Below are 25335 nucleotides of genomic sequence, written 5' to 3' on the forward strand. Positions count from 1 at the left end.
CGGCTCGCACCGCCCACCTCCGCCTCTCCCCCGGGGCAGGTGGGACACGGGTCGACCCGGCCCCGGCGGCCGGCGTCACCACAACCCCACGCACACACCGCGTACATCACGTACGCCACACGACGGGGTGCGCGCCACGGCGTCCGACCGCCGTGCGCGCCTTCCACAGGAGCAAAGTTGTTCACACGGACACACACGCCTCGACGCGCCGCGGGGGCCCTCGCCCTCGCCACGGCGGTCGTCGCCCTCAGTACGGGGCTGACCGCCCCCGCCGGGGCGGCGCCCGCCGCCTCCACCACGAGCGGCACCCCCGCCGCCCAGACCACGGCCGCCCCCGTGACCGTCACGCTGATCACCGGTGACCGGGTGACCGTGAACGGCAGCGGCGCTGTCGTACGCTTCGAGCCCGCCAAGGGCCGTGAGCGCATACCGGTCGAGATCGAGCGCGCCGACGGCCGCACCCTGGTCCTGCCCGCCGACGCCCGGGCCCTGCTGGCCGCCGGCAAGCTGGACCGGCGCCTCTTCGACGTCAACACGCTCGCCGACCCGACCCTGCGCGCACTGCACCGCGGCGGACTCGGCCTGATCGTCCAGTACGAGGGCGCCGCCGCGGCGGCACGTACGGAGCTGCGGTCCGCCGCCGGCAGCGGGGCGAAGCACACCCTCCAGGCCGTCAACGCCGAAGCCGTCGAGGCCTCGCCCGCCGACGCCACGAAGGTCTGGGAGGCCCTGACGAACCCCACAGCACGCGGAGTCCGGGCCGCCGGCGCCGGCATCGCCAAGGTCTGGCTGGACGGCGTACGCAAGGCGAGCCTGGACAAGAGCACCAAGCAGATCGGCGCCGACCGGGCCTGGCAGGCCGGGTTCGACGGCAAGGGCGTGAAGATCGCCGTCCTGGACACCGGCGTCGACAAGACCCACGCGGACCTGAAGAGCCAGGTCGTCGGGGAGAAGAACTTCTCCGACTCCCCCGACACCGCGGACCGCGTCGGCCACGGCACCCACGTGGCTTCCATCGCGGCCGGAACCGGGGCGGCGTCCGGCGGGGCGCTCAAGGGCGTCGCGCCCGGCGCCAAGGTGATCAGCGGCAAGGTCCTCGACGACCAAGGCTACGGCAGCGATTCCGCGGTCATCGCGGGCATGGAGTGGGCCGTCGCCGAGGGTGCGGACATCGTCAACCTCAGCCTCGGAAGCCGGGACTTCCCCGGCGTCGACCCGGTCGAGGCCGCCGTGAACCGGCTGTCGGCGGAGAAGGGCGTCCTGTTCGCCATCGCCGCGGGCAACGACGGCGCCGGCGAGTCCACCGTCGGCTCGCCCGGCAGTGCCGACGCCGCCCTGACCGTCGGCGCCGTCGACTCCAAGGACGTCCTCGCGGACTTCTCCAGCAGAGGCCCGCGCGTCGGCGACGGCGCGGTCAAGCCCGACCTCACCGCGCCCGGCGTCGGCATCACCGCAGCGGCGGCCAAGGGGAGCAAGCTCGACACCGATCCCGGGGCCCAGCACCCCACCCCGGGGTACCTGCGGCTCAACGGCACCTCCATGGCCACCCCGCACGTGGCCGGAGCGGCAGCGCTGCTGAAGCAGAAGAACCCCGGCTGGACCGGGACCGAGCTCAAGGGCGCGCTGACCGCCTCCACGAAGGGCGGCGCGACCGGCGTCCAGCAGCAGGGCACCGGCCGCGTGCAAGTCGACAAGGCCCTCACCCAAACGGTGATCACCGAGCAGCCGTCGGTGTCCCTCGGCACGGCCCGGTGGCCGCACGCCGACGACAAGCCGCTCACCAAGAAGATCGCCTACCGCAACCTCGGTACCAAGGCCATCACCCTCGACCTCGCGGTGACCGGCACCGACTCCCGCGGCAAGGCCGCCCCGGCCGGGTTCTTCTCGCTCGGCGCCTCCAAGGTGACCGTGCCCGCCGGCGGCCGGGCCGAGGTCGACCTGGCCGCCAACACCCGGCTCGGCACTGTCGACGGCGCCTTCTCCGCCTATGTCACCGCCACCGGCGGCGGCCAGTCGGTGCGCACGGGCGCGGCAGCCGTCCGTGAGGCCGAGGCGTACGACGTCACCATCACGACGGTCGACCGCGACGGCCGCCCCGCCCGCGAGTTCTCCCACTCCCTGTTCGGAATCGGCGGCGCCGCCGACGGCATATGGGAAGGCGTCAGCAACGAGACCGGCTCCCGCACGCTGCGCCTGCCCAAGGGCACCTACGCCCTCCACGGCGCCGTGTACCAGGACGGCTCGGACCTCACCAAGGGCGTCGACTGGCTGGTCCAGCCGCGGCTGGAGGTCGCCGGAACCACCAAGGTCAAGGTCGACGCGCGCACCGCGAAGCCGGTGGACATCACCGTTCCCGGTCTGGCCACGGCCGACTTCGCCCTGCCGTACTACCAGCAGCAGGTCGGCGAAGGCCACCTCGGCAACGGCTGGGTCCTCCCCAAGGGGTACACCGGCTTCCGCTCCGCCCACATGGGGCCGGCCGTGACCGACGGCTCGCTCACGCAGAGCTGGCTGGCGACCTTCATCAAGGCGCCGGCCTCCCAGTACAACGTTGCCCTCGGCGGCGTGACGAACCGTCTCGCCACCGGGTACAAAAGGCACGTGAAGGCGACCGAGCTGGCGAAGCTCTCCCTGGAGATGGGCGCGCCCGCCCCCGGCAAGTCCGGTTACGCCTACGCCGCCCCCACCCTGCCCGGCATGGCCCAGGGCGACTTCTACGGTGCCGTCCAGCCCGCTCGCGGCACCCGTACCCTCCTGCTCTCCGCCCTCGACGGCGCGACCTGGCGCAGCGGGTTCTGGCAGCTCGGCGCCCCGAACGCCGACGGCGAACAGCGCGTGGAGGCGGACCAGGCCTCCCTGCAGCCGAAGCGCTACAAGGCGGGCTCCTCCTACCGCGAGACCTTCAACACCGGAGTCTTCTCACCGCTCCTGGGCAAGGGCCTGGGCGTGTTCCGCAGCGCGCCCGACCCCGAGACGGGCAAGCAGACCATCACCGCCGCGGTGCCCCTCTTCGGTGACGGCGCGGGACACCCCGGCTCCTCGACGCTCACCAAGACCGCCACCACGCTGTACCGCAACGGAGTGAAGTTCGCCGAGAACGAGGACCCGCTGAGCGGCTGGGAGCCCTTCACGGTCGACGGCGCCGACGCCGAATACCGGCTGACCACCTCCGTCGAGCGGTCCAGGGACATCTCCCCGGTCTCCACCCGCATCGACACGAGCTTCACCTTCCGCTCCCGCCAGGTCGCCGCTCACACCGCGCTCCCGGTCTCCACGGTTCGCTTCCACGCCCCGCTCGACATCGCCTCCCGCGCCCCGGCGGGCAAGGACACCCGGATCCCCGTGACCGTGCAGGGCGCGGCCTCCGGGAAGAACCTCAAGTCGCTGACGATCTCCGTGAGCGCAGACGGCGGCAAGACCTGGAAGCGCGTCACGGTCACCGACGGCGCGTTCTCCGTCCGGAACCCCGCAAAGGGCCAGGGGATCTCCTTCCGGGCCAAGGTCACCGACAAGCAGGGCAACGTCTCCGAGGTCACGATCCACAACGCCTACCTGGGCAAGTGATCTCACTTCCCTGAGCCGACGGCGGTTCGGTGGGCCGGTCGACGGCCTGCCCCAACCCGCCCCGCTCATCCGCCCTATCGCCCGCCCGCCACGAACCGTGGCGGGCGGGTCCTTGCTTTCGGGCACGAGAGCGGAGCCGACGGTCGGCAACGTTTCGATTGCGCCGGGCGGCAATCCAGCCAAAAGACTTCCGGCGCGATGCGACATGTGAAATTTTACATGTCACACACCAATCGCCCGTGTTTCCAGCACGTGGCCACAACGGCCCCGGAGGCCCCCGCAGATGCATCCCTTCCGGATATCGAAGGCCAACACGCGCAGACTTCCCGCGCTGGGCGCAGCCGTCTTCATTGCGCTCGGCCTGCTCGCGCCACAGAGCCAGGCCGCCTCCGCCGGCTCCACGACCCCGGCCAGTGCGTACGCACGTGGAACCGCGGCCCCGGCGCCGCGGTCCATCCCGGTTCCCAAGTCGCCCGATGCGATGAGCAACAGCTCCCGCTTCCGGATCTCCTCGCAGGACAGCACCGAGGAGTCCGCCCCCGCCCCGACCGTCAAGCCCGTACAGCCGGCCAAGTCCGGCAAGGACGGCCGGCGTTCCTCGGCCGCCGCCGGGGACGAGTGCGGCGACCTCTCCGGCGTGATCAACGCGACCGGCACCGCCCTGGTCCAGCAGCTCAAGGCGCTCCCCCGGATCACCTGTACGTACCCGCTGTTCAACCTCACCGGGGAGAACGCGCGGAAGGCCTTCAACGAAGCCCAGATGGTGACCGTCGCCAACGCACTGCGCGACGCCTCCGCCACCTATGCGGGCGGCAACAGCACCGCCGTCGGGCAGTTGGTGCTGTTCCTGCGGGCCGGCTACTACGTGCAGGACAACAACGGGGATGTCGTCGGCCCCTACGGCACGGCGCTCGACGGTGCCGCGCGCGGCGCGCTGGACGCCTTCTTCGCCTCCCCGCGCAGCAAGGACGTCACGGACGCCAACGGCGAGATCCTGAACGAGGTCGTCACCCTGATCGACAGCACGCACGCGGCCGGCCGCTACGCGGGCGTCGTCAAGTGGATGCTCGGCAGCTACGACGGCACCTGGCCCGGCCAGATGAACCTCGCGATGCAGCACGTCGAGTGGGTCGTCGAGAACGGCTTCAAGGCCAAGAACGACGACCGCGGCTGGCGGGCCGCCCTCAAGGCCGATCCCAGCATCCTCAACACCTGGGCCGGATTCATCACGCGCAACGGCGCGCAGCTCAACCGCCTGGACGTCGTCAGCAACGTCGGCCGCTTCCTCGGCTACGCCCTGGACGTCCCCGAGCTCAAGGAGCGGGTCCGCCCGCTGCTGAAGGACCTGATCAACCGCTACCCGAACGTCGGACCCACCGCGCCGATCACCATGAACCTGGGCTGGTACACACGCCAGTACGACAGGAACAACTGCGCGGCCTACGGCATCTGCGACCTCGGCGCACGCGTGCTCCCGGCCATCCTGCCGATCCAGCACACCTGCACCCCGGGACTGAAGATCCGCGCCCAGGACATGTCCCCCGGGCAGCTGGAGGGCACCTGCACCAGCCTGGTCAACCAGGACGCCTACTTCCACCGGGTCATCGGCGACAAGGGCGCGATCCCCGGTGACGTGAACACCAACCTCGAGGTCGTCGTCTTCGACGACTACACCAACTACTCGCTGTACGCCTGGGCCATCTACGACATCGACGTCGACAACGGCGGCATGTACGAGGAGGGCAACCCTGCCGCCGCCGGCAACCAGGCCCGCTTCATCGCCCACGAAGCCCACTGGCTGCGCCCGGACTTCCAGATCTGGAACCTCAACCACGAGTACACGCATTACCTCGACGGCCGCTACAACATGGCCGGCGACTTCGAGGCCGGCATCGTGACGCCGACCATCTGGTGGGTCGAGGGCATCGCCGAGAACATCTCGTTCGGCTACCGGGGAGAGCGCAACGCCGACGCGATCGCCGAGGCCGGCAAGAAGACCTACAAGCTCAGCGACCTCTTCGACACCGTCTACGGCCAGGACGCGGACCCCGAGGTCAACTCGAACCGGGTCTACCGCTGGGGCTTCCTCGCGGTCCGCTACATGCTGCAGGCGCACCCCGCCGACGTCGAGACCGTGCTGGGCAAGTACCGCACCGGCGACTGGAACGGTGCCCGCACGTTCCTGAAGCAGACCATCGGCACCACGTACGACGCCGGCTTCGCCACCTGGCTGACGACCGCCTGCGCGACCAACGACTGCGGCCCCCTGCCGGAGGCTCCCTCCACCCCGGTGTGCACCATCAGCGACCCCCGGCAGTTCGACAAGAACTGCCGGCGGGACAACCTCGCGGCCAACACCGGGAACTACAGCTACCACTTCGTGTACCTGCCGGCCGGCGTCAAGCAGCTGACCATCACCAGCAGCGGCGGCACCGGCAATGCCGACCTGTACTACGGCGGCAGCAGCTGGGCCACCACGAGCAGCCACCAGGCGAAGTCCACCAACTCCGGCAACGGCGAGACCCTGACGGTGGACAACCCGCCGTCCGGGTGGGTGTACTTCAGCCTCGCCGCCGCGCAGGACTTCAGCGGGGTGAGCCTCTCCACGCAGTCCAAGTGAGCCGGTCCACCGGGTCCTGAAACGTGACGGCGGTCCTTGCCATCCGATGACGGAGGGCAAGGACCGCCCGGCACACGGCCGACTGCCGGCTGCCTTGCGGGCGCCGGTCGGCCTCCAGGTCATCTCACCGATGGGGCTCTACGGGAAGCAACGGCGCCTGGCGGTAGGAGCCGTGTGTGCGGGAGGCCTCAGCAGGTGAGGGTGACCTCGTGGACCACCGGACTGGCCGCACGGGGGTACGCGGCCACGCCGAAGGTGCCTCGGACGGTGGAACCGCACGAAGCGGTGGCGGCGGGAGCACGCACCTCGAGGGTGGCGGAGGTGAAGAGGACCGGCTTGACCTGCGTCTGGGGCGAGGCGGCTCCGACGGTCTCCACGGTCAGGGTGGTCAGCAGTTCCTTGGCCGCGGGTTGCGGGCTGCCCGGGGAGGGCGGGCCGGCAAGGCCGACCTTCCCGTAGAACGTCACGGTCGTGCCGGTGATCTCCGCGCACACCCGTGTGGCCAGACCCGCCTGGAGGCCGGAGCTGCCGCAGGAGGTGACCGTCTCGGTCGTGCCTGCCGGCGGGGCGGCGGCGGTGGTGGCGGCGGCGGCGGCCGGAGTGATCGTGCAGACGGCCAGACTCATGGCACTGGCTGCGAGCAGGGCTAAGCGGTTCATCGCGGTTCGTTCTCCTTGTGATGGAGCACCGTCCGAGGGTTCCCGGCCGGTGCTTATGACATGTGATATTTCACATGTCATCAGAACGGAGCGTGTTCACCGCCTGAACTCCGCCAGGCCGCCACACGACACTCTCCCGGCGCGGGCCGCGCTACGGCCCCTCGTCGTAGACCCCCGCCTCGACCTCGAGGGCGAGTTCCTGGAGGACGTCGATCGCGGAAAGGTCCGTACGCCCGTTGTCATGGGCGATCGCGAGACTGGTGAACGCCAGGCTGAATCCGGAAACCATCGTGTGCAGGGCCGGGCCCAGGGCCTCGGCGACCAGGGTCGCCACCTCCTTCGGCGACGCGTCGACCGGCACCTTGATCGACGGGAGCATCTCGTTCAGGAGCGTCGTGGCCACTCCGACCGCCGGCCCGTCACCCGCCGGCCCGTCACCCGCCGCCCCGTCGTCATGGCCGGGGTCCTCCCGGCCGGACTCGGCGGCCCGCCGGATGTCCTGAGCCTCGGTGAGGATGCCGATGACTCGCTTGAGTACCTCTCCACGTTCCATCTTGTGGAGGGTAGCCCCGCATCCGGACGACGACCCCGGACGGCCAGAATTGCAGATTCTGTGAAGAATGGGGCCATGATGACCGTTCTGGTGACGGGCGTGGCGGACGGTGCCGAGTTGGAAGCCCTCCGTACGTGCATTCACGCGGGGCCGCACTTCCGCATCGTCGCCCACACCCGCGACGCCGACGTCGCCTTGGCGCAGGCCCGCGTTCTGCTTCCGGACATCGCCGTGGTCACCCTCCACCGTCCCGACGCCCGGGGAGAACGCGACCGCAGGACCCTCGTTCACGCCCTTCGGTCCTTCGACCCTCCCACGGGGATCATCCTGCGCCGCGACCCCCACGAGGCGGACGAGGCGATCGGCCCCGGGCTAGAGCCGGCCGAAGGGGCCATCCACGAGGTCCGACGCGCCGATCTCGACGCCCTCCACCACGCTCTGGTCGCCATTGGGCGCCGCCGGGCCAGCTGCAACATCGACCCCGCGGCACACTGACCGGCCGGCCGGCCAAAGCCTAGGAGGACCTGCGGCGCAAAACCATGCGCGCCGCGAAAAGGATCGCGAGCACGACGATGACGAGGAGCACGACGATGACGAGGGTCTTGAAGAACCCGCCCTTCTTCTTGCTCTTCTTTTTCTTCTTGTTGCCGCTGGTTGCCTGGACTTGGGACGACGTCGGGGCGCGCAGGACGGTCACCGCGCCGGCGCCGGCCAGGAGGGGGCTCTGCGGGAGGGCCGCGGCCGTGGGAGCCTGGCGGACGGACGCCGCGGCTGCCGTGGCGGTCGCCGCCGGGCCCAGCAGCAGCCCGGCGAGCACGAAGAGCGGTACCAATGCGGACACGGCCGTACGGGAACGCTTTCCCGGAATGCGACGGTTTGCCACTTTTCCCCCTTTTGTTCGACGCCCCCGGCAAACGGCCCGGTGGAGCCGGACGGAAGGGGCCTTGCAGCATCGTCCGCGAGTCCGGCCTCCCCGGCAAGGAGATGAGCGGGGGAACACCCCTCCAGGCGCCTTCGGTTACCCGCCGAAACTCACCGCGAGCAGGTGGTGTCGCCTTCCTCCGTGCGCGGCCAGCACCGCCCCTCGAGGGCCTCGGCGCTGCGGTTGAGCCGGACCAGGGCGTCCTCCAGCTGCCGCACTTCCTCAGGGGACCAGTCTGCGACCACCCGGGCCAGGCAGGACCGGTTGACCTCACGGTCTTCGGCGAGCCGGCGCCCGCCCTCCACGGTGACGCGCAGCTTGCGGGCCATGCCGCCTTCCGGGTCCGCGAGGCGCTCGGCCAGTCCGCACCGCAGGAGCGCGGCCGTCTGGCGGTTCACGGTCGAGGTGTCGAGCCCGAAGGCCTCCGACAACTGCCCGATGGACATGGGGCCTTGTGTGTCGAGACGGCTGAGCAGCACGTACGCCGACCGCTCCAGGCGTTCGGGGTCACGCTCGCGCCGGGCCAGCACCTGGTGCCGCGAGAGCAGCATCAGCTCCCGCTCCAGTTTCTCCAGCACTGAGCCTCCCCACTCCTTCCGACGCTCCAGTATCGCGGACCTGTGCGGCCGGGGACCGGCGGACCCCCGTAGGGCCCGGCCCGCGTGCGTCGCGGCACGACGGCCGGACGCTGCAATATGCATGATACATAGCCTGTGTACTATGCACTTCTCGTTGTCACCCGACGAGCCGCAGCCTCAACCCGGAGGACCCGCATGACCGTCACCACGGCCACCGCCTCACGCGCGGCCGAGATCCTGTCCCGGCCCGTCACCCTGAACGGCCTGACCGTCCCCAACCGCATCGCGATGGCGCCGATGACGCGGATGTTCTCCCCCGGCGGCGTACCCGGCGAGGACGTGCAGGGGTACTACGCCAGCCGAGCCGCCGCGGGTGTCGGCCTGATCGTCACCGAGGGCACCTACGTCGGTCACGACTCGGCCGGGCAGAACGACCGGGTCCCGCGGTTCCACGGCGAGGACCAGCTGGCGGGGTGGACGAAGGTCGCCGCGGCCGTGCACGAGGCGGGCGGCACGATCGTGCCCCAGCTGTGGCACATAGGCATGGTGCGCAAGCAGGGCGAGGCACCGTACCCCGACGCCCCCGCCGTCGGCCCCTCCGGCATCCGTGTCGACGGCACCGAGGGGACCGGCAAGGCGATGACCCGCACGGACCTCGACGACGTCATCGGCGCGTTCGCCGACGCCGCCGCGGAGGCCGCGCGGATCGGCTTCGACGGCGTCGAACTGCACGGAGCCCACGGCTACCTGATCGACCAGTTCCTGTGGGAGCGCACCAACCGCCGCACCGACGCCTACGGCGGCGACGCGGTGGCCCGTACGAAGTTCGCCGCGGAGGTCGTGGCCGCGGTCCGCGAGCGCGTCCCGGCCGGCTTCCCGGTCATCTTCCGCTACTCCCAGTGGAAGCAGGAGGCCTACGACGGGCGGCTCGCGCAGACCCCGGAGGAACTGGAGGCCATCCTGGCCCCGCTGGCGGCCGCCGGCGTCGACGCGTTCCACGCCTCCACCCGGCGCTACTGGCTCCCGGAGTTCGATGGCTCGGACCTCAACCTGGCGGGCTGGACCAAGAAGCTCACCGGCCGGCCCACCATCACGGTCGGCTCGGTCGGCCTCGACGGCGACTTCCTCCGCGCCTTCGCCGGCGAGGGCGCCGCGCTCGGCGACATCGACAACCTCCTCGACCGCATGGAGCGCGACGAGTTCGACATGGTCGCCGTCGGCCGGGCACTCCTCCAGGACCCGCAGTGGGCGGCCAAGGTCCTCGGCAACCGCTTCGACGAGCTGAAGCCGTACGACGCGGCGGCGCTCAAGTCGCTCAGCCGGTAGCCGCTAGCCGGTGGCCGTGGCCGGCAGCCGTCCGGACGGACGGCTGCCGGATGCCCCGCCCGCGAACGCCCCGTGACATCGGTCCGCCGAAGTCACGGGGCGTTCGTGCCAGAGGGCGCGGTCGTCGGCGGATTGCCCGATGCCGAGGCGGAGTTGGTCTGCCCAGATGAACGCGGCATGGGGATACTCACGAGAAGCGCACCGCTGCCCCACCCCACGGCTTCCGACCCGCTGTGCGTCGGCCCGTCCGGAGTGAGCCGACGGCCGCGCCTCACAAGAGGGGGATCGTGTATGGAAGACGGCTTGCGTGATCTGCTGATCAACCTTGCGGCGGCCGCCATCGCCTTCGCCGCGGGCGCTTCCCGGCGGAGGGTCTTCTTCAGCCTCAGGACAAGGGTGCTGAGAGGTTTCTGGAGGCCGATCCTGAACGGGGGCTTCTGGGTCGCCGTGGGCAGTTTCATGGAGGACGAGTACTACCGCAGGGAACGGGCGGGGTTCGCCGGGCTCGGAGACATCGAGGCCTACTTGAAGCTCAAGGGCCAGCTCCACCGCAGCGGCTTCCGCGACTTCGACCTGGGGCCGGGTCACCAGGTCTCGAACGACCAGCGCAAGTCGAACCTGATCCTCATAGGCGGCCCGCACTCCAACCCTCTGACGGCTCAGGTGCTGGGCAGCCTGACCACCACGCTCCGGTTCGGCGAGGCGAGCAGGCCCGAAGGGAAGGACAGCGCCATCTACGACAGCCGGCTGAACACGGTCACGGACTGCCGGGTGGACTCGGGCGAAAGGCTCCAGTCCGATCAGGGACTCATCATCCGGTGCGCCAACCCCTTCGCCCCGGAGAAGACGGTGCTGATCCTGGCGGGTTCGTGGGGCTACGGCACCACGGCCGCGGCGCACCTCATCGAGAGTGGCGACTTCCTCAACAACCCGATCGTCAGGTCGAAGGACCCCTTCGAGGCCTTCTTCAGCTGCCGGATCGTGGACGGTGCGATCGGGGAGATCACGCTCGACAGCGTACGTCGGCTGGCCCGGTAGCCGACCCGGGCCGGACCTCCGGGCGGGAGCCTCGGCCAAACGGCCGGGCCCGCCCCGGCCGTCCGCGACATCAGGCGTTGGTGCTGGATTCGCCTCGTACCGCCTCGTCATGATGGGGCGGCCCGGGTGCCCCCGGTTTCGCCTGCTTCGTCGGAAGGCTTCTTCGCCATGACGCGTACCCGGCGCCGGATCGGGCTTCTGCTCGTCGCGGTGTTCCTGTGGAACCTGCCGTTGGGACACTCCGCGCCGCGGGCCGAGGCTGCCGGGCCCGGGCACTGCCCGGCCGGGGCGCCCTTCGTCCGGCCCGGTTCCCCGGAAGGGGAGCCGCAGGGGCAGCTCGTCGCGCTCCAGCCGGATGCCGGCCCTCGGAGCGGCGGCAATCAGGTCACGCTGACCGGCTCCGGCCTCAGCACCTATACCCGGGTGTTCTTCGGCACCCTGGGAGCCGACGGGTGCTTCGCCGGCCGGGAAGCCCCGGACGTGGTGGTGCTCAGTGACACCTCCATCGTCGCCCTCGCACCCCCGTGGCCCACGGCCGCCACCGTCTCCGTCTACGCGGGCACCGACTGCGGGCGTCTCAGCAACCCGCTCGGCTACACCTACCTCGACTGACGCCCGCCTATCCCGCCCGGCCGCCCCGGCTCCGGTTCCCCCTTGTGGAGGGCGAGCGGTTCGGGAGCGGTCAGGCCAGTGCGGCCAGGAGTTTGGCTGCCGTTCCGGCCCACGAGTAGGCCTCCTGGAGGATCTCCCGGAGTTCCGCGGCGCGCCGGAATGCCTCCGGGCGGTCGCTCAGAACGGCCTCCATGGCCTCGCTCCACCGTGCGGCGTCCTCGCCGTCGTCGCGGGTGCGCACGACGAAGCCGGCGGCACGCCGCACGCCCAGGACTTCCGTCAGCAGCGCGGCGACTCCGCTCGTACTGCTCACGAGGGTGGGGGTGCCGGCGGCGATGGCCTCGGCGGCGGACAGGCCGAACGCCTCCGCACGGGAGGGGAGCACCAGGAGACTCGCTCCGCTCAGGTCTTTGGAGCGCTCGCGGGCGTTCGCGCTGAACGGTCTGATCACGAGGTGCGGTCCGGTCTCCAGCAGTTCCGTGAGCCGGTTCACCGCGTCCCCGTCCGCTGAAACCCCTCTGACGATGAGCCGGGTGTCCGCGAGTTCCTCGCACCGGTCCACCAGCAGCGACAGCGCTGCCGATGCCGTGTCGAGCCCCTTGACCTTTACGTCCTCGGTCCGTCCGAGGACCAGTACGCGGGGGCTTCCGGGTGGCGGCAGGCGCGGTTCGGGCGGGACGGTCGGCAGGGAGGAGAGGAGCGCCGACTCGGGGCCGTCGAATCCCGGTACCAGCTCTTCCAGGGGCCGGTCGGAGAAGTCCGCCGCGTACCTGTTCCACAGCACCCGGCCCACGGCGAAAGGGTGGTCGGCGCTGCCGCCGAGGTCCACCTCCACGCTGTTTCGCTCGGCGGCGACCAGGGCGGCCTGTCCCGCGCGGTGGTCCTTGAGCCATTCGAGATCGTCCGGATCCATGTGCAGGATGTGCACGCGGGCCGCGCCCGGGTAGTGGTCGTCGGCCAGGATCTGCGCCGCTCTGCCGGTGATACGGCCGTGGCCGATGACCGCGTCCGGCGGCATCGGCAGCATCTGTTCGGACGGTTTGCGGAACAGCGCCCACTCCCCCGCCCAGGCGGGCCCCCGCCCGTGCCCTGCCTCCAGCAGGGTCACCTTCGACTTCCGGGCATCGTCGCGTTCTTCGTCGTCGGCCGTGGGAACCAGGCAGTACACCGTGGCGCCGGCGGCGGCGAGCCCGCGGCACAGCCGGCGGTTGAAGGTGCTCAGGCCTCCGCGCCGGGAGGACCACTCGGTCGCCACGGCCAGGATCCGTTTGGGCGTGGGCGGTTCCGGAATCGACGGGGGCTGGTCGCGGCGCCCGGAGTAGACCTCCGTCCATGCGGCATCGGCCGACAGGATCAGGGTGTGGCCGGACCGGGGCGGGAGCAGCGCGTCGAGGGCCGCGGGCGCCGCCGCCCCTGCCAGGACGAGCAGCCAGCGGTCGCGTCGGCCCAGATGGGCGAGGAGATCCGCCGGCCGGTCGCCGCGCTCACCGCGGGGAACGCCGAGCGAGTCGGCGAGTTCGGCGTACGCGGTGCGCAGCGAGGTCCGGTCGGTCGCCGGCACCCGCCATACCAGGTCGTACTGCGAGCCGAAGCGCCGGGCGTACTCGCGGGCCACTTCCTCGGCGCCGATGCCGTCGGCCCCCGGCACGGCGTCGACCGGGGCGCCGCCGCGGCCGAGCAGTTTCTCCCGCAGCATCTGGAACAGGGATTCACGGCCGAGGTCCGCGTTCACGGCCGGAGCGAGATTGGTCAGCGCGGGGGACGCGGCGGCCGGGTGGCGCGGCGGCGCTTCCGCGGAGCCCTCCGCTCCGGTGGGTTCCGTGTCCTCCTCTTGCGGGGCGTGGTCGTATTCCTCCGGTTCGCTTTCCACTGGTTCCCGCAGGTCCGGTTCCCGGTGCCACGGGGGCGGATCGCCCTTGGCCGGCGCGTTGTCCGGAGGGATGAGCCGGCGGGCGACACCGTCGACCGCGGCCAGGAGGGACCGGACTGCGTCGTGTTCCCCTTCCGCGTACAGCGGGAGCATCATCCGTGCCGCCAGGGCGGGGGGCAGCAGGTGTCTCGGCACCGGCTCCACGAGCACCGGCACCAGTCGGGCGACGACGTCTCCGACCGCGGTGGACCATTCCCCCGCGGTCCACTCGCTTTCGAGGTACGCGCGGGACACCAACAGCAGCACCACGGTGTCCGCGCCCGCGTCGGCGTCCAGGCGGTCGGTGACCAGCTGAGTGGACCAGTCCCATGGATCGGTGACCACACGGTGTCCGGCGCGCCGGAGTTCCCAGGCGATCCATTCGGCCCAACTCCGGTCAGGTCCGACATGGTTGACCACTACACGCATCGTGCCCCGTTCCTCCCCCGGCCCGCGATCACCCTACTGCGCCGTCATGCGGCCGAGCCGGTGGTTCACGTCGTCCCGGCGCGCAGTGCCGGGTCCACCCCTGTCAGCAGCAGTCCTCCGCGCGGCCGGAGCAGTGTGACGCGCCGGTCCGCGACGAGCTCCTCCAGCTGCTGGCGGACCACCAGAAGAGGGGCGTCGGCCGCCCTGGCCAGGTCGGTGTCACGGAGGGCGGGGTCCTCCGGCCGGTGGCCGGTCAGGTGCGCGACCACCCGGCGGCGCACGGCGTCCAGGTCCGGTACGACCGAGGGTGCGGCCCGGTGATATCCCTGGGGAGTCAGCTCGCACCAGAGGATCCGGCCCCGGTGCCGGGTCGCGGAGGCCAGGCCCTCCGCTTCCAGTGCGCCCAGGGCTCGCTCGCGTTCACCGAGTTGCGAGGGAACCCCGCTCTCCGCCGAAGCCTCCTCCGGCCAGGGCAGCGGGCCGAGTTCGTCGACCTCCAGGGCTTGGCGGAGCAGCAGGCGCAGCAGGGTGAGGTGCTCCTCGGGCAGGCCGGGGAAGGGCGGAGGGCGTGAGGTCTCGTCCCTGGCGGGCGGCGGCGTACGGACCGACCTCCCCGGCCCTTCGCCGCCGTGGAGCCAGGACGGTGTGAGGACCGGGGGCCGGTCGTCGATCCCGTAGAGCGTCCGGGCGATCTCCACGGCGGCCCGCAGGACCTCCGGTTCCGAGCGCCCGGTCCTCAGGGGGTGCAGGTGGGCGAGCGGCGCCGGCGCGGGAGCACTGCCCAGCAGCACGGGGACGAGGCGGCACCCGTTCTCGATGCGGCGCACCGTCATGACGTCCAACTGATCGGCCAGCCAGGGGTCGTGGGCCCAGTGCGGCGAGTGGACGAGGATGAACGCGTCGGCGCCGCCGATCCCTTCGACGTAGAGTTTTCGGCCCAGGCTGTCGCCGTACCGGACCTCCCAGAAGTCAGCCCAGGTCACGACTCCGTTCGCGGCCAGTCCTCGCCCCAGGCTCTCGGCGAAGGCGCGGTCCGCCGTGGCGTGACAGAGGAAGACCCGGGGCGGTGCGGGCGGGGCCGCCGGATCGTCCGTGGTCATCGTGGCGCCCGGGCGAGAAGGTCCTCCAAGTGGGCGGCGGCCTGCACCAGTTCGGCGTGCCGGGCGCGGACCGGCGCGAGGAGGGCGTCGGGCGTCTGCCGGGTCACTATGGTCTCGGCGAGCAGGTCGGCCTCGCGCACCCAGTCGCTCTCGGAGACGGTGGCGAGCGTTTCCGCGAGGGCCTCGATCCGTCGGCGCAGCGCCGCCTCTTCGCTCGACCGGAGCTGTTCCCGTTGCTCGTTGTGGTGGACGCGCCACAACTGGTAGAGGGTCGTGAGGCTCTGCGTCACGGGTCCCGCCAGGGAGGCCGCGAAATGATCGTGCCCGGCGGTGGAGAACGCCGGTGGGTCGCCCGGGGAGCCCTCGTCGAGCGTCCGCACGCTGCCGGAATCGGCGGTCGCGGGGGCGCTCCCGGAATCGGAAGCCGAGGCCTGTTCGTTCCACTCCGGCTGTCCCGGCTCCGCCGAACCCGGTGTGTGGCCGGGACGGCCGTCCGGAACATCGTGGCCGTCTGACACCGCGGAACGGTCGGACCGGATGGGCGCCCCCTCCCCCCGGTGTGCTTCGAGGAAGGCCGTCAGCTGCTGGTGCGCCGTCCGCATCGCGTCGCCGTGGGCCCGTTCGACCTTGCGGGCGGTCAGCTGCTGGATGGCCGAGTTGATCGATGCGAGGTTCAGCCAGACGGCCTGGTCGGTCCGGCCGGTGGCGCCCCCCGGGGACGGGGCGCCACCGTCCATCGTGTGGCGGAGGATCTCGGCGACGTCGTCGGCGTAGGCCAGGAAGGCCTGGCTCCCCGGCTGGGAGCGCGAGGTCTCCTGGGCCCACTCGACCTGCCGGCCGAGGCGGCGGAGTTTCGCCGTCCAGCTGCCGTCCCACGCTCGTGCGATCTGCGCGATCCGCTCGAGTGCGGCCTTGCTCAGCGTCTCGTCGGTCACGTCGGTGGGGAGGACTTGGGCGAGAGTGCGCAGCCGTTCGCGCATCAGTGCGCGCAGCTCCGCGACGGCGTCGCCCCGGAGCGCCTCCAGTTCGCTCTCCAGCAGGACGTGGCGCTGCCTGCGGAGGTCGCCGCCTTCGATCACCGTCTCGAGGTCGCCGATGTCGCGCCGTGTCCCGTCGATCGCGAGGCGGGAGCGGGCGCTCCAGTAGCGGACTCCGGCGGCCGCGCGCAGTTCCGGCGTGCGGACTTCGAGCCCTGCGAGGTCGTCGCGGAGCCCGGCGATGCCGTCCCATGCGCGCGAAGCCGCGTAGTGGGTCTTTCTGAGCTGGTCCGTTCGCAGGTCGGAGGTCATGCCGCCCGGGTCCGCGGTGATGAAGTGGATCGCGGGCAGGGGCTCGGGGCTGCGGACGGCCCGGAGCTTGGCCCGTACGGAGGCGCTGAGCGTCGCCGCGAGTTCACCGAAGCCGGGGGTTCCGGGGAGACGGCCGCGGTCATCGCTCTTCGTCAGGGCCAGCAGCAGGGCTCCGGGAGGAAAGGGGTGCGGTCGGGAGGGGTCCACGAACGTGCCGCCGACCAGGGCGAGCAGGTCTCCTTCGGACGTTCCGCCGGGCACCTGGTCGAGCACGAGCAGAACGGCGTCGGCGGTCAGCACGGCCTGCGCGGCGCGTTCGGCGTGGCCGCTGTCTCCGGCGCCGATGCCGGGGGTGTCCACGTAGCGCAGCCGGGCCGACCACGCCTCGCCGTTCCGGTAGGTCTCCTTGCGTGCGCTCACCACGGCCCACGAGGGAACGTCGGCCCCCTCCTCGACCAGCAGGCGGCGCAGCAGGGTGGTCTTGCCCGAGTTCTGGGTGCCGAAGAGGACCACCGTGGGCTCGGGTCGCTCCGCCGCCTCCGCCCAGACGGCGTCCGCGAGGTCGGCGGCGGTGTCGCCGGCGGCCGTTCGGTAGGCCGCGCGGATCCGTGTGATCCAGTCGCCGCCGGCTTCCGGTCCGGTCATCACAGGCCCTTCCGGTGGGAGGGGTACGGAGTGCGGGTGGGGAGGGGGCTGCCTCGGCGCTGCGCCGGCAGGGCGGGGATGCCGAGCCGGGTGGTGGCTCCGCCGGCCGCCGCCTCGTAGGCCCTCAGGCGCTTGCGTGTTCCGCCGAGTTCGTCCAGCGCCTCGTTCTGGCGGTCGGTGTAGCGCATGGCCAGGGCGTCGAGGCGACCGCAGATCGCCTCGACCGGGGCGAGCCCGCCGCGCACTCCCGTCGCCCAGGTGTCGGCGGAGTCGCCGACGGCCGCGAGCAGTGCCTTGCGGGCTGCCTCCACCTGCTGCTCCTCGGCGGTCACCGACATGAGCTTGGCGATCCTGCTGATGGAGTTCAAGATCTTCAGGAAGCCGCTGCCCACCGCCAGGCCGTCCAGGATCGCCACTGCCTGGTCGTGGTCGATCAACACGCCCAGGTGATCACCGAAGGCGGACAGGTCCTCCGGATTCAGTTGGGCCAGGCTGCCTGCGGCGACGGCGGTGTCGCGCAGCAGGGCACCGGTGTCCGTGCCGTGCGGTGTCATCGTGTCGAGGACGGCGGTGTCGGTCGCCGGCAGTCCTTCGGGAAAGGCGAGGCGGAAGCGCTTCGATGTCAGCCGGCGCCGCAGCGCGGCACGGACGTCGGCGAACCACTCCTCGGCGCGCCCTACGGCCTCGGCGCGGGCCTCTTCCCAGAGAGCGGTGAACTCCGGGTCGGCGGACCAGTGGTCGAGCCGGGCGCCGCGCGTCTTGCGGAGGGGATTGTCCAGCCCGGGGGCCAGGGCCGCGTCCACGAGTCCGGCGGTGAACTCCCGGGCCGACTGCCGGGCGTCCTGCACCGCCGCGGCGACGAGGTCCCGGCCCGTGCGCGCACCGGCCTCGGCCTCCTCGGCCAGCTCGCCGAGCCGGGCGATGCGCTGTTCGAGCCGCGTCGCCCGCCGCCGCTCGGCATCCGTCAGTTCGGCGAGGCGGGCCAGGCCGCCGTGCAGCACGGTGACGTCGACCGCGTTGCGCCGAAGGTCCGTACGGAGTCCGCGGAGCTGCGCGGCGAAGTCCCGGAAGCCGTCCCAGTCGCGGAAGGCGTCGTGGGCGCGCGCGGTGTCGTAGCGGAGTTCTCCGGGGGCGGCGGCCATGGAGACGACCTGATGGCCGGGGCTCCGGGGGCGGGCGGCGTCCTTGACCGTGCCCGGGCCCTTCGGCCCCTTGGAGGCCAAGCGGTCGAGGTAGAGGCGCAGGGCGGCTTCCCGTCCCTCGACCATCGTCCGGAACACATGGCCGAGGCGCGGGTCGGGGGCCAGTTGGTCGATCTTGTTGATGACGAAGACGACCCGGTCGGCCTTGGCCGCGCGGCCCTCCTCCGGGTTTCCGCACAGCAGCAGCGCCAGGTCGGCCCGGTCGCCGGTGACGAGATCCGGCCCGACGAGGTAGAAGACGGTGGCCGCGTCGGCGAGCGCGGCGACCGCCGCGGCCGTGTGCGGTTCGATGCCGCTCTGGAACCCCGGTGTGTCGACGAGGAGCATCCCCTCCCATTCGTGTGCGGAGGCGGTCGCGGTGACGGGGCCGGGAGCGCTGCGCAGGGCATCGGGCACCGGCAGTCCGGACTCGATCAGCAGCCGCCGGACGAAGGCGGACTTGCCGGAGTTCGTCGCCCCGGCGACGACGACACGGGGCCGCGGATCCGCGGCGAGCGCGTCCAGTTCCGCGAGGAGCGGCAGGGCTTCGGGAGTCTCGTCGAGTTCCTGGTGCAGCAGTGCCAGCCACTGTCGTCCGCTGCCGGGAGCCGGGACCAGGGAGCGGGCCGAAAAGGCGGAGCGCAGCCTCATGAAGAGGCTCTCGGTGAAGCGGGGCGTGGACCGGGAGCGGCCGCCGGCAGGTTCCTCGGAGGCGGGTTCGGCCAGGTTGAAGGGGTCTTCGCACCATGAGGATCCCAGCCAGTACCGGTCCGGCGCGTCGGCGACGTCGCGTTCGCGCTCGATCCGGCCCATGGCCTCGCGCAGCACACCGGCCGGTTCGCGGATCTCGGGCAGCCCCGCGGCCGCGTGGAGGAGGCGTTCGGAGTCTCTGGCCGCGTCGGCCGCGATCCGTCGCAGGGCCAGGGCTTCCGTGACCAGGGGAGGCGCCGCACGCAGGAGCGTGTCGTGGACGCGTTGCCCGCCCTGTGCGAGCACCTGGGCCTCGATGTCCGCGAAGTGTCCGCGGACAGCGCGCCGTACCTCCTGCCGGCTCTCGATCCGTGCGGCCTCGCGCTGCCGGGCCGCCCGGCCAAGGCCGAAGCGGCTGAGCACCTGCCCGCCCACGTACGCGAGGGAGGCGGTGACCGCCACGCCCGCGGCCACCCAGCCGACCGGGTTCCAGAAGTGGAACACCACGGCCGCGGTCAGGGCGGGGCCGAGGATGCCGCCGGCGGAGCTGACGCCGCCCGACCAGAATCCCAGGCGGCGCATGCCGCTGCCGGCGTCGCCGGCCACCCGGACCGTGGGGGCTGCCACCGCCTTCAGGTTGGCGCGTGCCTCGGCGGCGGTCAGCGAGAGCCGGGCGAGCAGATGGGTCTCGAACTGCGCGATGACGGCGTCCACCGCGTCGGCAACGGTCTTCACGGAGAACACCGTCCGGGAGAACTCCTCGTCGGATATCTCCCTGCGGTCGCGGAACCCGCTCTCCACCAGTTGCTCGGCCCGGTTCTCCGCCTGCGCGCGGAGCAGGGCGATCCGGGCGGCCAGCCGGTGTTTCAGATAGCCGCGCACTTCACCGGTGGAGGTCGCCTCGAAGCGGCTGCCGCGCAGCCGTTCCAGCTCGCCGAGTGCCGTACCCAGAGCCCTGAACGCGGTGTTCCGGTCCGCTTCGGCGTCCGTGGCGGCCGGGCGGGGCGACGGTGGGCGGCCCAGCGCGGTCAGCAGTTCCTCGAGGCCCTCCTCGTACTGCTCGCCGTAGGCGGTGACCGGATGGGTCAGGACGCGGGTCAGTTCCCCGGCGACCTCGGTGAAGGCACCGGTGAGCCGGCCGGTGAGGGCACCGAGCCGCAGGTCCTGGGCCCCCTCGGTGACCGCCGCCACGAGCAGGCTCTCCAGCGCGGGCAGGTTGGACCAGGCGAGGAGCAGCTCGCGGCCGTCCCGGTACGGGAGGTCGCGGCCGCCGCGGCGCATCAGCTCGCCGCTGAGGTCACGCAGGAGGGCGATGGTCTCCCCGTCGGGCCCCTGGTAGTCCTCCGCGCCCCGCGCGGCGACGGCCCGCTGGGCGCTGATCGCGACCAAGGGGACCCGGGCGAGGCCGTGAACGCCCAGGTGCTCACGAATGTTGGAGGCGTGCTCGGCCACCTTGACGGACAGCTGGGAGCGCCGGTCACCGGAGGTGACCTGTGCGGGGTCCCGCCAGTAGCGGTTGCGGACGTTGAGCACCGCGACGGCGGGCTTCCCGTAGGCCAGCACCCACTCGGCCACCTTGGCGAACTCGCCCTCGAGCTGGTGCAGGGTGTCGAAACAGAGCAGGACCACGTCGGCGACCAGGACGGCACGGCGGGCGGCCTCCTCCAGGTCCTGGTTCGCGCCGTCGGCCCGCCAGCCGTTGGTGCCCGGGGTGTCGTACACGCGCAGCCCCTGCCACGCGGCCACGTCCACCGTGGTGGTGTAGTCGATGTCCCCGGTGGAGATCCGTAAGCCGCTGCCTCCGGTGAGTGCCTCGACGAGGGTGCTCTTGCCGCAGTTGGTCCGGCCGAACAGGACGACGTTGAAGGTGTCCATGGATTCCAGCCGGGACACGGCCAGCTCCCGCACGGCGGCCACGGCCCGCTCCCGCACCGCGCGCTCCTCGGCCAGCAGCCCCGAGGAGTCTTCGCCGGCCCGCTCCGGTGGGGCGAGCTCCTTCGCCAGGTCGGACGTCAGGGTACGCAGCCGCTCGACCATCGGGGCGCTGTCGGCCACCGCTCTCTCGGCGGCCGCGGCCAGCCCGTTCTCTCCCATGTGTCCCGTGCCTCCGTCGCCCCGACGCGGACCCCGCCCCTCGGGAGCGCCGCCACGGATCCTCCCCCGGCCCCGGGAGGCCCAAGCCTCCCGGGAGAGCGCCGCCGGTCAGTGCCTTCCGGCCGGGGCGGACCGGTCGGAGCGGTCGGAGCGGTCGGTGGTGCGGCCGGCTTCCCGCTTGCGTAGTTCCTGGAGCTGCTGCCTGATGACTTCCAGGCTGCGGGTGACGGCGCCGACCTCGTCGTGGTGGCGCGGGAAGAGGACGGTGCGGCGGTCGCCGTCCGCCAGGACTTCGGCCCGCCGCGCGAGTTCGCGCAGGGCCCGGACCACGATGAGGTGGAGCCATCCGAGGCAGGCCACGGCGGCCGTGAGGCCGAGCAGGCCGGCCAGCACCGTACGGTTCTGCAGGCTGTACTCGGGGATGGCCAGGTTCCTGACGGGCTGCCAGCTGACCACGGTCCAGTTCATCTTCTTGGCGGCGCCACCGCCCACGAAGGGGGTCGCGGCGGCGATGGTCGGCGAGCCGTGGTCGCGGTAGAGGACGCCGGCCGGGCGGGGGGCCATGCCGACCTTGAGGGAGGCACCGTCGACCAGCGCGCCGAGCCGCTCGTCGCCGAGCTTCTCGAAGGCCTGGTAGCCGCTGTTGGAGGCGATCACCCGGTGTTCCGCGTCGACGACCCGGATCTCGCCCAGGCCGGGCCGCTTGAGCAGCGAGTTGAGGAAGTCGACGCGGAATTCGCCGACGACCGCCGCCCCCTTGCGGCCGGAGGCCTCGGCAGTGGCGACGAGGATCGGTTCGTTGCCACCGGTGATCAGGGTGATCGGTTCCCGGTCGGCGCCCTTGGTGTCGGACGCCTTCGGTTGTGAGCCTGCCTTGGCGAGCACCTTGCCGTTCGCGTCGACGACGTACAGCGACTGGTAGCGCAGGTGCTCTTGCAGCGTGCGCTCCAGCACGGTGGTCATGTGCTGCGTCGTGGTGCGGTCGTTCATCAGCGAGGCGACCGACAGCAGGTCGGCGTGCCCTTCGTTGAGTGCGCGGCGGACCCGGTCGTTCACGGTGTCGGTGCGCTCGCGCTGGTCGTTGACGATCTGCTGGGGCACGACGACGTCTTCGCCGGCTCGGTTGAGCATCAGCCCGAGGGGCAGGCACCAGCCGATCAGCAGGACCAGGGACAGTGCGACGAGGGTGCGGACCCCGGTCTTGCGCAGCTTGCCGCCGGCGGCGATCCCGTCCGGGCCCGGGTCGGGCTGGTCGAGGAGCTGACGGCGCAGGCGTTCCAGCGCCAGGCCGATCCGAGCGCCTTCACCGCTGTACGGGACCCTCACGGGCCGGTGCAGGTCACCGCGGGTCAGCCGCCGGCTCTCCAGGAAGAGCGCGAGCAGCGGTCGCTGGACGGTGGTGACGAGCAGCAGGATCACCAGGCCGCCGATGAGCAGCAGGGCGCCGGCCGCGAGGAGGCCGACGACGGCGTCGGTCGCCGGTCGGGTGTCCTCGGCGACGTTGACCATGGCGACGACGGTGAGGCCGAGGCTGGTGGCGGTCGTGCCGACACCGGCCTCCGGGCCGGCGAGGCTCGCGTAGCCGGCGGCGGCGCGGTCACCCGCGAACTCGCCGCCCAGCAAGCTGCCGCTCACGCCGCGGAACCCGCCGGAGCCCGGCTCCTTGGTCGTCAGCGGGTGGCTCTTGGCCTTCTTCGCCCCCAGTTTGGCGAAGGACTTGAGCTGCTTGGTGTCCCGCTTGACGTCAGCGCGCTGAAGGTCGGTGAGTACCTGTTCGGGTTCGGGGATGCCGTCGCTGCTGAGGATCCGGCCTTCGGAGTCCACGACCGCGATGGCCCGGAAGTCGCCGAGGCTGATGCCCGGGAAGCGCAAGCTGCTGGAGGCGACCAGGAGTTGCTGCGGCCGGCCCGGCCAGGAGAGCAGGGCGAGGGTGAGCAGTCGGGTCTCGCCGTTCTTGAGGCGGATCATCCGGGGTGTGAGGCCGCTCTTCTCCGACAGCTTGGAGAAGTCGATGGCGGGCAGTGGGAGGTTCTCGCCGCGGGCGGCGAGCAGCCGGCCGGAGCTGATCTCGACGAGCGCCGTACCGCGCCATTTCTGGTAGGCGCTACCGATCTTGTCGAGGACGGCGTCGGGAGCAACCGGGTCACCCGCCGTGAAGAGGGACGCGGTCCGATTGAGGTCGGTGACGCTCTCGTCCAGCGAAGCGCGCAGGGCGATCGCGCCGTCCTCCGCGAAGTGTTGCTGGGAGGTCAGCACGGCTTCGGGCAGTTGGTCCTTGCGGACGCTGCCCATGCTCAGGGCGGTGAGACCGGCCAGGAGGAGGAGCAGGGCGGACAGCACGGCGATCGGCGGGCGTATGCCGCCGAGCAGGGACATGTCGGCCCTGCGGCGGGCTGTGCGCCGCCGCTTCGTATGGGAAGCGGCCACAGTGGCGCTCCTCTCCTTGGGTGCGGGTCGTGCGGAGCGGATGGGGTCGTACGTACGGGTACGGGTGAAAAGTTCCGGTGCGGGAAGACATGCGGATGCGCCGCGGGCCGCGCAGGGGGCAGGAGGGCAGGGGGCAGGGGGGCTCAGCCCAGGAGGTGCCGCGGAGATCGCAGGCCGTCCCGGGCCGGGCGGGAGGGCTCAGCCCGGGAGTTCCTGCAGGGGGCGCAGGCCGTCCTTGGCGGCGCCTCGGTTCATGACCGTGCCCACGGTGCGTTCGAAGGCCACGCGGTAGCGGGACCGCTGCTCGGGCAGCAGGTTCCCGTCGCTGCGGAGTGCTTCGGCCACGTCGACCAGGCGGTGGTCGCGTACGGGCTTCATCTCGACCCCGGTGGCGGCGCCGTCCTGTGTGGCCTCGGGGTCCGGCGGGATGTCGGTGAAGGTCGGCACGAACCGGGCCTGCACGTCCCACTTGCCGCCCTTCTCGGCGAACTCGAACCAGCCGATCGCGCCTTCTTCGGTCAGGCCGGTGGGCACGTCGTGGCGGGCGAGCTGGTTCCCGAGGCCGTACGCGATCCAGGTGCCGGCGACCTTCTCGAAGGGCTGCACCACGTGTGCATGGTGTCCGATGACCAAGTTGATCCCGGTCTTCTCGGCGATCTGGCGGCCGAGCTTGAGCTGCGGCTTGCTCGCGTTGGGCTGGTGCTCACGGCCCCAGTGGATCGACAGGATCACGACCTCGGCGCCTGCCTTGCGGGCGGCGGTCTCCGCGGCGGCGATCTTGTCGAAGTCGGTCAGGTTGGCCAGCCACGGCTTGTCCTCGGGGATTTCCCGGCCGTTGAACCCGAAGGCGTAGGAGAGCTGTGCCACTTTGACGCCCTTGACGTCCATGATCAGCGGCTTGTCGGCTTCGGCCTGGTCGCGGGCGGAGCCGGTGTGCTTCAGGCCCGCCTTGTCGAGGGTGTTCAGCGTGCGGTACACGCCCTCGGGGCCGTGGTCGAGGGAGTGGTTGGAGGCCGTGGAGCAGGTGTCGTAGCCGATGTTCTTGATCGTGGTCGCGATCTGCGGCGGAACCAGGAAGTCCGGGTAGCTCTGGAAGGGGCCGCCGGGCTGTCCGAGGACCGGTTCCATGTGGCAGATGCCGAGGTCCGCCTTGCTGATGACGGGTTTCACGCCCGCCATGATCTTGTCGAACTCGTACCCGGACCGGCCTTCGGCCTTCGCGTCCCGGGAGGCCTGATCGATGAGCTGGGGGTGGATCAGGATGTCGCCGGCCGCGGCCACGGTGAAGGACCGCCCGCCACCGCCGGCCGTCATGGCGCCGCCCGCGTAGTCGTCCGAGCCTCCCGGGAATCCACAGGCGGTGAGGGCGGTGGCCAGGAGCACGGCGAGGACCGCCGTGCGGAGCGTGGCCGGGGAGGCGGAGCGCCTCGCTCCGGCCGACGGGGAGGAGTCCCCCGGGGCGCCGCCGGCCGCCGAGCCGGCGGCGGTGGGCGCCCCTGCGCCCCCGGCCCCGAACGCGACTGCCGTACCGACGGCCGTCATGGGACTCTTGAAGCTCTTCACCGGTCTCCCCCGTGCGTTACATCTGATCGACTACAGGGGGTTCGACTGCCGACCCGCCCCCGGGGTTGTACGGACATCGGCACCAATGCACGTCCCACACGACGCAGGGCCCCGGCCGGAACCGCGTCGGCCTGCC

At 71.8% G+C, this 25335-nt stretch carries 16 protein-coding genes; 6 read left to right on the plus strand and 10 right to left on the minus strand.

Annotation, left to right across the window (positions count from 1 at the left end; all coding sequences use genetic code 11):
- The first annotated feature begins 177 nt into the window (after positions 1-177).
- Complete coding sequence (locus OG247_RS02045) at positions 178-3564, plus strand: S8 family peptidase (protein ID WP_327250530.1); 3387 nt, start codon at positions 178-180, stop codon at positions 3562-3564.
- 283 nt (positions 3565-3847) lie between these two features.
- Positions 3848-6184, plus strand: coding sequence for a M9 family metallopeptidase (locus OG247_RS02050; RefSeq protein ID WP_327250531.1), 2337 nt, complete (start codon positions 3848-3850; stop codon positions 6182-6184).
- A gap of 188 nt (positions 6185-6372) precedes the next feature.
- Here OG247_RS02050 and OG247_RS02055 read toward each other — a convergent pair whose 3' ends face one another.
- The gene (locus OG247_RS02055; protein ID WP_327250532.1) at positions 6373-6843 is read right to left on the minus strand and encodes a hypothetical protein; all 471 of its coding nucleotides are present in this window, start codon (positions 6841-6843) and stop codon (positions 6373-6375) included.
- A 151-nt stretch (positions 6844-6994) separates the two neighbouring features.
- Entirely contained in the window at positions 6995-7396 is a 402-nt protein-coding gene (locus OG247_RS02060) for a hypothetical protein (RefSeq protein WP_327250533.1), read from the minus strand.
- 75 nt (positions 7397-7471) lie between these two features.
- Here OG247_RS02060 and OG247_RS02065 point away from each other — a divergent pair, with 75 nt between their 5' ends.
- Positions 7472-7891: a hypothetical protein gene (locus OG247_RS02065; RefSeq protein ID WP_327250534.1), complete on the plus strand. Its 420-nt coding sequence runs from the start codon at positions 7472-7474 to the stop codon at positions 7889-7891.
- Between the two features lie 19 nt (positions 7892-7910).
- On the opposite strand, the gene OG247_RS02070 is transcribed toward OG247_RS02065, so the two are convergent.
- Positions 7911-8237 carry a hypothetical protein gene (locus OG247_RS02070; protein ID WP_327250535.1) on the minus strand — a complete coding sequence of 109 codons (327 nt, stop codon included), beginning with the start codon at positions 8235-8237 and terminating at the stop codon, positions 7911-7913.
- A gap of 191 nt (positions 8238-8428) precedes the next feature.
- Entirely contained in the window at positions 8429-8869 is a 441-nt protein-coding gene (locus OG247_RS02075; protein ID WP_327257309.1) for a MarR family winged helix-turn-helix transcriptional regulator, read from the minus strand.
- 222 nt (positions 8870-9091) lie between these two features.
- Here OG247_RS02075 and OG247_RS02080 point away from each other — a divergent pair, with 222 nt between their 5' ends.
- From OG247_RS02080 to OG247_RS02090, 3 genes are all read left to right on the plus strand, one after another.
- Positions 9092-10222: an NADH:flavin oxidoreductase gene (locus OG247_RS02080; RefSeq protein WP_327250536.1), complete on the plus strand. Its 1131-nt coding sequence runs from the start codon at positions 9092-9094 to the stop codon at positions 10220-10222.
- A 303-nt stretch (positions 10223-10525) separates the two neighbouring features.
- Positions 10526-11260, plus strand: coding sequence for a hypothetical protein (locus OG247_RS02085; RefSeq protein WP_327250537.1), 735 nt, complete (start codon positions 10526-10528; stop codon positions 11258-11260).
- Between the two features lie 168 nt (positions 11261-11428).
- The gene (locus OG247_RS02090) at positions 11429-11872 is read left to right on the plus strand and encodes an IPT/TIG domain-containing protein (RefSeq protein ID WP_327250538.1); all 444 of its coding nucleotides are present in this window, start codon (positions 11429-11431) and stop codon (positions 11870-11872) included.
- 70 nt (positions 11873-11942) lie between these two features.
- On the opposite strand, the gene OG247_RS02095 is transcribed toward OG247_RS02090, so the two are convergent.
- The 6 genes from OG247_RS02095 to OG247_RS02120 form a co-directional block, all read right to left on the minus strand.
- Positions 11943-14210 carry a TIR domain-containing protein gene (locus tag OG247_RS02095; RefSeq protein WP_327250539.1) on the minus strand — a complete coding sequence of 756 codons (2268 nt, stop codon included), beginning with the start codon at positions 14208-14210 and terminating at the stop codon, positions 11943-11945.
- A gap of 65 nt (positions 14211-14275) precedes the next feature.
- Entirely contained in the window at positions 14276-15310 is a 1035-nt protein-coding gene (locus OG247_RS02100) for a toll/interleukin-1 receptor domain-containing protein (RefSeq protein ID WP_327250540.1), read from the minus strand.
- Positions 15307-17244, minus strand: a complete 1938-nt coding sequence (locus tag OG247_RS02105; protein WP_327250541.1) for a GTPase domain-containing protein — start codon at positions 17242-17244, stop codon at positions 15307-15309. Before OG247_RS02105 ends, OG247_RS02100 begins: the two co-directional genes overlap by 4 nt.
- Complete coding sequence (locus OG247_RS02110) at positions 17244-21209, minus strand: GTPase (protein ID WP_327250542.1); 3966 nt, start codon at positions 21207-21209, stop codon at positions 17244-17246. Before OG247_RS02110 ends, OG247_RS02105 begins: the two co-directional genes overlap by 1 nt.
- Before the next feature lie 108 nt (positions 21210-21317).
- Positions 21318-23585 carry a cache domain-containing protein gene (locus OG247_RS02115; RefSeq protein ID WP_327257310.1) on the minus strand — a complete coding sequence of 756 codons (2268 nt, stop codon included), beginning with the start codon at positions 23583-23585 and terminating at the stop codon, positions 21318-21320.
- A 249-nt stretch (positions 23586-23834) separates the two neighbouring features.
- The gene (locus OG247_RS02120; protein ID WP_327250543.1) at positions 23835-25199 is read right to left on the minus strand and encodes a CapA family protein; all 1365 of its coding nucleotides are present in this window, start codon (positions 25197-25199) and stop codon (positions 23835-23837) included.
- Positions 25200-25335: the final 136 nt, after the last annotated feature.

It is taken from the genome of Streptomyces sp. NBC_01244 (assembly GCF_035987325.1).
Lineage (GTDB): Bacteria > Actinomycetota > Actinomycetes > Streptomycetales > Streptomycetaceae > Streptomyces.